Below are 7,022 nucleotides of genomic sequence, written 5' to 3'. Positions count from 1 at the left end.
TTCTAAAGTAGAGTCGCGTCACTTTAGTAGAAATCATACCGTGGCTTCCCTTGTCAAGAAGCTCGGCGCAATTTTACACCACTACTTGAGACTATAACTCGGAATTTCGATGCGATGGATGATGGAGATCCAACCGTACCTCCGCAATTCAGCTGCGAAGAATGTGGAGGAGGCATGTACCCGGAATATTACGAGGGAATTCATGGTTACGAGTACAGGATTAGCGATGTAAGAAAATAGCCGGGTATAAGTTTTTCTCCCACACCCGGCCATTTTACACGTATGAACTCAGTTGAACGAACTTAAAAGGACGCCGCCAGGCGTTTTTCTTATCGAATTCGATGGAGAATTCCGCCAAACGCAGTCCATAAAGCTTTGTAAAACACCTATAGTTATCAAAGGAACAACTATAGTTTTTAAAATACAGTCCTCTCTCGCCTTATTCTATAATTGGAAATGTAAGCGATTAAAAAACAAAGGAGGAAAGATGATGTTCAGGTCTAAACTCATGATTTGGTGCAGCGCCATCGTGTTGCTCGGTTCCGTTCTCACGTCCGTGGCGGCGGGGACGGCGCATGCGGGGATCGCCACCGGCAGCAAGTTTCTCGGCAATATTATCGCCAGCAGCGTGCCTTCCAACTTCGCGACCTATTGGAATCAGGTGACGCCGGAGAACGGGACAAAGTGGGGAACCGTCGAAGGGACGCGGAACAGCATGAACTGGACCCAGGCGGACACGGCTTACAATTACGCGAGAAGCAACGGGTTCCCGTTCAAGTTCCATACGCTCGTATGGGGCAGCCAGGAACCGGGCTGGATCAGCGGACTGTCGTCGGCCGACCAGAAAGCCGAGGTGACGCAATGGATTCAGGCGGCCGGCCAGCGCTACGGCAACGCCGCTTTCGTCGACGTCGTCAACGAGCCTTTGCACGCCAAGCCTTCCTATCGCAACGCCATCGGCGGAGACGGATCGACCGGCTGGGACTGGGTAATCTGGTCGTTCCAGCAAGCCCGGCAGGCTTTTCCCAACTCGAAATTGCTCATCAACGAGTACGGCATTATCAGCGATCCGAACGCGGCGGCCAACTACGTTCAAATTATTAACCTGCTCAAGAGCAGGGGGCTGATCGACGGGATCGGCATTCAATGCCACCAGTTCAATATGGACACGGTGTCGGTCAGCACGATGAGATCCGTTCTGAGCACACTGGCTGCGACGGGCTTGCCCATCTACGTCTCGGAGCTCGACATGACCGGCGACGACAGCACGCAGCTGGCAAGGTACCAGGAGAAATTCCCGGTTCTGTGGGAAAACTCGGCGGTCAAAGGCGTTACGCTGTGGGGCTATATCGAAGGGCAGACGTGGAAATCCGGCACGCACCTGATCACGAGCTCGGGCGCCGAACGTCCCGCTCTGAAATGGCTGAAGCAATATTTGGGAGGCTCGGGCGGCGGCTGAGGTTCTGGCGGCGGCGTTTACGCCGACTTCGAATCGGGCACCGACGGCTGGAGCGGCAGCGATATCGTCGGCGGACCGTAGTCGACGACCGCCTGGAGCGCGAAAGGCTCCAGATCGCTGCAAGCGGACATTCAGATGTCGAGCGGCAGCCAGCATTATAATGCTTCGGGGCAAACCTCCGTTTACGCAGACAACGTCTATCTGTGGAGCTAAGGCCTTTCTCGAATTCAACCTTGCCAAAAAAGAGAGTTCCGCTGCTGAAGCGGAACTCTCTTGTCTTTAATACCAGCCGTTCCCGATCGTCGGCCATTGCGGGGCGCTCGGACTCGGGTAGTACCCTTGGTTCCCGTATGCCGGGGCGGCCGATGCGTCGCCGCGCGTCTGTCCCGGTTTGCAATCGGCCGGCGGACCGATGAAGACCGTGTCCTTGATCGGAGCCAGCGTATCCTTCACCTTGGCTTCATTCAGACAATACGTATGCGCGAACACGTTGGCCGGCGTTAAACGAAGCAGGTCCGAACCGCCGATAAATTCGGGAATCGGAGCGTCGAAGACGGCCAGCAAGTGCGTGTTGTCGACCGATGCGATCTCGTAGTGCCACCAGCCTTGGGGAACGTTCGCCACTTGGCCCGGCTGAATCGGGAAGCTGCGAAGCTCTCTGGTAAACGGGTTGATGAGGGAGACGACAGCCGCTCCGGATATGCAATAAACCAATTCGGATGCGTTCTGGTGGTAGTGAGGCTCGATGACGTTGGACTTGCTCAGGTAAATGTCCAGCAGCGACACGTTGCCGAGCGTATTCAACTGTTGAATGGACAAGGCGTTAATATAGTTGCGGCTATCTTTTCTAAAAAAGGTATTGTTGCTTAAGTCGTACGAAAATTGCGTGTAAGGCGACGTGTAATCCATGTAAGAGACAGCCAAAAGTGTTCCTTCCTTTCATCCGGGGGAATAGGCATTCATTTATGGCCATTCTATGTTCTCTTCCCCGAAAAGGTGTGCGGTTGCTCCGGCGCTTAATTATAATTAATCACATAAAATTAGTTTACTTATTATTCCGGGTGTGATACTGTGTATTAAAAAAGAGAAAAGGAAGGGTTGAGAATGGATGGCAAAGGTAGAGAGCTTCGAGCTGGACCATACGAAGGTTAAAGCGCCTTATGTCCGTTTGGCGGGAACCGAACGCAACGGGAAGGGCGGCACGATTCAGAAATACGATCTGCGCTTGCTGCAGCCGAACGAGGATGCGCTGCCGACGGCGGCCGTACATACGCTGGAGCATCTGCTCGCGACCTATTTAAGGGACGAGCTGGAAGGCATCATCGATATTTCCCCGATGGGCTGCCGAACCGGATTTTACATGATTATCTGGGACGAGCACGAGCCTGCCGACGTCGCGGCCGCGCTGACGAACGTTCTGAACAAGGTGCTCACTACCGACACCGTGCCGGCCGTGTCGCCGCTGGAATGCGGCAATTACAAGGATCACTCGCTGCATAGCGCGAAGGAATACGCCAAGCTGGTTCTGCGATCGGGCATAAGCGACGATCCTTTCCGTCCATGAGGCTGAGGAGGGGAACGGCGTGCTGACCATCGATTTTACGGGCCGGACGCTCGTCGTGACGGGCGGTCTGTCCGGCATCGGCAAAGGCATCGCGGACCTGTTCCTTCGGGCCGGAGCCAACGTCGTCGTCGGGGATTTGGCCGCCCCGGCGGAAACGCGGCGCGTTCATGAGAGGCTGGTGCATACGAGAACGGACGTTGCGTCGGAAGCGGATGCCAAGGAGCTCATTCGGACGGCGGTCGATTCGTTCGGCCAGGTCGATTTTCTCGTCAACAACAGCGGCATCTCGACGATGGATTACGCCGTCGACATCAAGGAAGCCGATTGGGACAAGGTGATGGACGTCAACGCGAAGGGCGTCTACCTCGTGTCGCAGGCGGGAGCCAGGCAAATGCTGCGGCAAGGGAAGGGCGGCCGGATTATCAACATCGCTTCGCAGGCGGGCAAGAACGGCTATCGCTGCATGGGCAATTACTGCGCCTCCAAGCATGCGGTAATCGGATTTACGAAGGTGATGGCGCTCGAGCTCGCTCGCGATGGAATTCTCGTCAACGCCGTCTGTCCCGGCATCGTCGAGACGGACATGAAGCGCCGCGAACGCGAGGAAGGGGCGCTTCTGCGAGGGATGACGGCCGAGGACATTCTGGCCGAAGACCGGTCCCAGATTCCGCTCGGCCGTACGGCGGAGCCGGAGGATGTCGCGAACGTCGTGCTTTTCCTGGCAAGCCCGCTCGCGTCTTACATGACTGGACAGGCCGTAAACGTGACGGGCGGCATGACGATGCATTAAGCCGTAAATCAAGCGAAGTCAGACAACAGAAGGGTAGAGGGAGAGAATCAGGATGAAAACAGGCAAATGGACTTATTCCGTATTGACGCTCGTAGCGGCCGCGCTGATCGTCGCCGGCTGCGGCGGCTCGAAGGACGCTGCCGGAGACGGCAAGACGCTACGCATCAGCTTCAACCCGGGGCCCTACAGCGACCAATTCAAGAAGGGCGTCGCGCCTTACCTGGAGAAGAAGGGCTACACGATCAAGTACACGGAATTCACGGACGGCATTCAACCCGACGTGGCGGTATCCAAGGGCGAGATCGACGCGAACGTGTTCCAGCATTCGCTCTATTTGCAATCGATCAACGAGCGGGAGAACATCGATCTCGTAGGGGTCGTGCAAGTGCCGACGCCGCCGATGGGGCTGTATTCGAAGAAGCATACGAGCCTCGAGGACGTGCCGGACGGGGCGACCGTCAACCTGCCCAACCAGCCGGTCAACGAGCTGCGCGCGCTCAACATCCTGAAGGCGGTCGGCTGGATCGAGCTCAAGGACAACATCGACCCGCTGAAGGCGTCCCTGAAGGACATCGTCTCCAATCCGCACCATCTGAAGTTTCTCGAGACGGACCCGGCGCAAGCCCCCCGGGCGCTGGAGGATGTCGATTTCGCCTTGATCCAGGGCAACTACGCGGTGGCCAACAACATCAAGATTACGTCCGCGCTGCAGCTTGAGGACATGACCGACCCGTTCATCAACGTCGTCGCGGTCGACAGGAAGAACAAGGACAAGCCTTTCGTGCAAGATTTGATCGATGGCTACCATTCGCAGGAGTTCCAGGACTACATTCGTTCGAACCCCGATTACGAGGGCTACAAGCTGCCGAGCTACTTTAAATGACGCCGGCCGGTCCGCCGATGAGCGCGATTCGCGCGGCGGCGGACCGATCGGCTTCTTGGCATCGTATGCGAAAGGAGACCCGAAGTGGATTTCAAACCTTCCGACATCGTAACCGCGCTTCCCGGCAACTTTTTTCATTCCATTAACGAGCGAATCGCCTACTACCGCGGACAGGGCGTCGACGTCATCGATATGGCCAGCGGCAATCCCGACCGGCCGACGCCGCAGCCGATCGTCGAAGCGTTGAAGGAGGCGGCGGATAAGCGGGAAAATCAGGGCTACACCCCGTTCCACGGCAAAGCGGAGACGAGGCGGGCCGTTGCCGCTTTCTACAAGCGCGAGTACGGCGTCGAGCTCGATCCGGAGACGGAAGTCGCCATCTTCAGCGGCTCCGCCATCGGCATCGTCGGCATCCCGCAAGCGCTGCTGAGCCCCGGCGACGTTCTGCTGACCGCCGATCCCGCTTACCCGGCGTATGCCGCCGCCGCCCAGCTGGCGCGCGCCCAGTTTTACGCCATTCCCGTGCGCGAAAGGGACGGTTATCTGCCCGACTACCGGACGGTGCCCGACGAGGTCGCGAAGCGAACGCGGCTGCTCGTGCTGAATTACCCCAACAATCCGACGGGGGCGATCGCGACGCCGGAATTTTTCGAGCGCAGCGTCGCCTTTGCGGCGGAGCATGCTTTTCCGGTGCTGCACGACTTCGCCTACGGGGCGTTCGGCTTCGATGGCCACAAGCCGCCGAGCCTGCTGCAAACGCCGCGGGGCAAGGAGTACGGCGTAGAGACGTATACGGCGTCGAAAACGTACAATATGGCCGGATGGCGGTTCGGCTTCGCGGTCGGGAACGCGTCCGTGATCGGCGCGTTCAAGCATTTTCACGCGCAAGCGTACAGCACGGTGTTCGGCGCGGTGCAGGACGCCGCCGTCTCGGCCATGCTGGGGTCGCAGGAAGCCGTGAAAGAGTTGGGCCGGCTATATGAAGCGCGGCGCGACTTGCTCGTGGCGGAGCTGCGTCGGATCGGCTGGAACGTGCGGCCTCCGGGCGGCTCCTTTTTCGCTTGGTTCCGGGTGCCGGAAGGCTATTCGTCCGCTTCCTTTGCCGATGCGCTGCTGGAGCGGGCGCACGTCGCCGTCGCCCCGGGAGAGGGCTTCGGCGCCTCGGGCTCCGACTACGTCAGAGTCAATTTGCTGAACGACGAGACGAGGATCAAGGAAGCGGCGGAGCGGATCGCCGCCTCGGGGGTGCTGCGGACATGATCGAACTGAGGGACGTATACAAAACCTTCGAACGCAAAGGGGTGTCCCACGAAGCGCTTCGCGGCGTCAATCTCAAGGCGGAGAAAGGCGATATCTTCGGCGTCATCGGCTTCAGCGGGGCCGGCAAGAGCACGCTGATCCGGCTGATCAACCATTTGGAGAAGCCGACGAGGGGCCATGTATTCGTGGACGGCGAGCCGCTCGACCGGTACGGTGTCAAGCAGCTTCGGGAAGCGAGGAAGAGGATTGGGATGATTTTCCAGCATTTCAATCTGCTTGAGACCCGGACGGTATTCGACAATGTCGCGATTCCGCTTGTTCTGCTGAAGAAGAGCAAGAAGGAGATCCGCGAGCGCGTCACAGAGCTATTGGAGTTTACCGGGCTGAGCGACAAAGCCCGCAACTACCCGAAGGAGCTGTCCGGCGGGCAGAAGCAGCGGGTCGGCATCGCCCGGGCGCTGGCGAGCAATCCCTCCATCTTGCTCTGCGACGAGGCGACCTCGGCGCTGGACCCCCAGACGACCCGTTCGATTCTGGATTTGCTGAAGCGGATCAACGAACAATACGGCATTACGATGCTGGTCGTTACGCACGAAATGTCCGTCATCCAGCAAATTTGCAACAAGGTCGCCGTCATGGAGAACGGGGAAATCGTCGAGCAGGGCAACGTGCTGGACGTGTTCGGCGATCCCCGCCATCCGACGACGCAAAATTTCGTGCGCACCGTCATTCATAACGAAGTTCCGGGAAGCGTGCTGCAGACGCTGAACGCCGAGCCGGAGAGCAGGCTGTTCAAGCTGAAGTTCGTCGGTCCGTCGGCTTCGGAGCCGATCATCGATGGCTTGATCCGGCGGCACGATCTGAAGGTCAACATTTTGTTCGCCAACATGACCGAGATTCAGAAGACGACGCTCGGCCATATGATCATCCAGCTTGACGGAGCCGCTCCGGTCATCGACCGGGCGGCCGAATATCTCGCCGGACAGGGCGTTCAAATCGAGGAGGTGAAGTCGCTGTGAACACGTCGATTACATCCGACCAACTGTTCCGCGCGCTTAAAGAGACG

Annotated in this window: 7 protein-coding genes; 6 read left to right on the top strand and 1 reads right to left on the bottom strand. The window is 58.2% G+C overall.

The genetic code is table 11. The features are described 5' to 3' along the window. Positions 1–490 precede the first annotated feature (490 nt). Positions 491–1,459 carry an endo-1,4-beta-xylanase gene (locus G485_RS0109085; RefSeq protein ID WP_027092309.1) on the top strand — a complete coding sequence of 323 codons (969 nt, stop codon included), beginning with the start codon at positions 491–493 and terminating at the stop codon, positions 1,457–1,459. Positions 1,460–1,738: 279 nt separating this feature from the next. Here the strand turns inward: G485_RS0109085 and G485_RS0109075 are convergent, their stop codons facing one another. After that, entirely contained in the window at positions 1,739–2,383 is a 645-nt protein-coding gene (locus G485_RS0109075) for a cupin domain-containing protein (protein ID WP_027092308.1), read from the bottom strand. Positions 2,384–2,567: 184 nt separating this feature from the next. Here G485_RS0109075 and G485_RS0109070 point away from each other — a divergent pair, with 184 nt between their 5' ends. The 5 genes from G485_RS0109070 to G485_RS0109050 all read left to right on the top strand — a co-directional run bounded on the left by G485_RS0109070 (position 2,568) and on the right by G485_RS0109050 (position 6,975). Further along, positions 2,568–3,023, top strand: coding sequence for an S-ribosylhomocysteine lyase (locus G485_RS0109070; RefSeq protein ID WP_027092307.1), 456 nt, complete (start codon positions 2,568–2,570; stop codon positions 3,021–3,023). Positions 3,024–3,042: 19 nt separating this feature from the next. Then, a complete protein-coding gene (locus G485_RS0109065) occupies positions 3,043–3,813 on the top strand; it encodes an SDR family NAD(P)-dependent oxidoreductase (RefSeq protein WP_027092306.1) in 771 nt (256 codons plus the stop codon). Positions 3,814–3,865: 52 nt separating this feature from the next. Beyond that, a complete protein-coding gene (locus G485_RS0109060; protein WP_035155404.1) occupies positions 3,866–4,696 on the top strand; it encodes a MetQ/NlpA family ABC transporter substrate-binding protein in 831 nt (276 codons plus the stop codon). Between the two features lie 84 nt (positions 4,697–4,780). Next, entirely contained in the window at positions 4,781–5,956 is a 1,176-nt protein-coding gene (locus G485_RS0109055; protein ID WP_027092304.1) for an aminotransferase class I/II-fold pyridoxal phosphate-dependent enzyme, read from the top strand. After that, positions 5,953–6,975, top strand: a complete 1,023-nt coding sequence (locus tag G485_RS0109050; protein WP_027092303.1) for a methionine ABC transporter ATP-binding protein — start codon at positions 5,953–5,955, stop codon at positions 6,973–6,975. Before G485_RS0109055 ends, G485_RS0109050 begins: the two co-directional genes overlap by 4 nt. Positions 6,976–7,022: the final 47 nt, after the last annotated feature.

Origin of the sequence: Cohnella thermotolerans DSM 17683 (assembly GCF_000429825.1) — a bacterium.
Lineage (GTDB): Bacteria > Bacillota > Bacilli > Paenibacillales > Paenibacillaceae > Cohnella > Cohnella thermotolerans.
Note: the sequence above shows the minus strand (reverse complement) of the source record. Positions and strands in the feature narration are given on the sequence as shown.

Coding starts and splice junctions, on each gene's coding strand:
- G485_RS0109050 (WP_027092303.1), top strand. CDS start 5,953: ATGATCGAACTGAGGGACGTATACAAAACCTTCGAACGCAAAGGGGTG.
- G485_RS0109070 (WP_027092307.1), top strand. CDS start 2,568: ATGGCAAAGGTAGAGAGCTTCGAGCTGGACCATACGAAGGTTAAAGCG.
- G485_RS0109060 (WP_035155404.1), top strand. CDS start 3,866: ATGAAAACAGGCAAATGGACTTATTCCGTATTGACGCTCGTAGCGGCC.
- G485_RS0109085 (WP_027092309.1), top strand. CDS start 491: ATGTTCAGGTCTAAACTCATGATTTGGTGCAGCGCCATCGTGTTGCTC.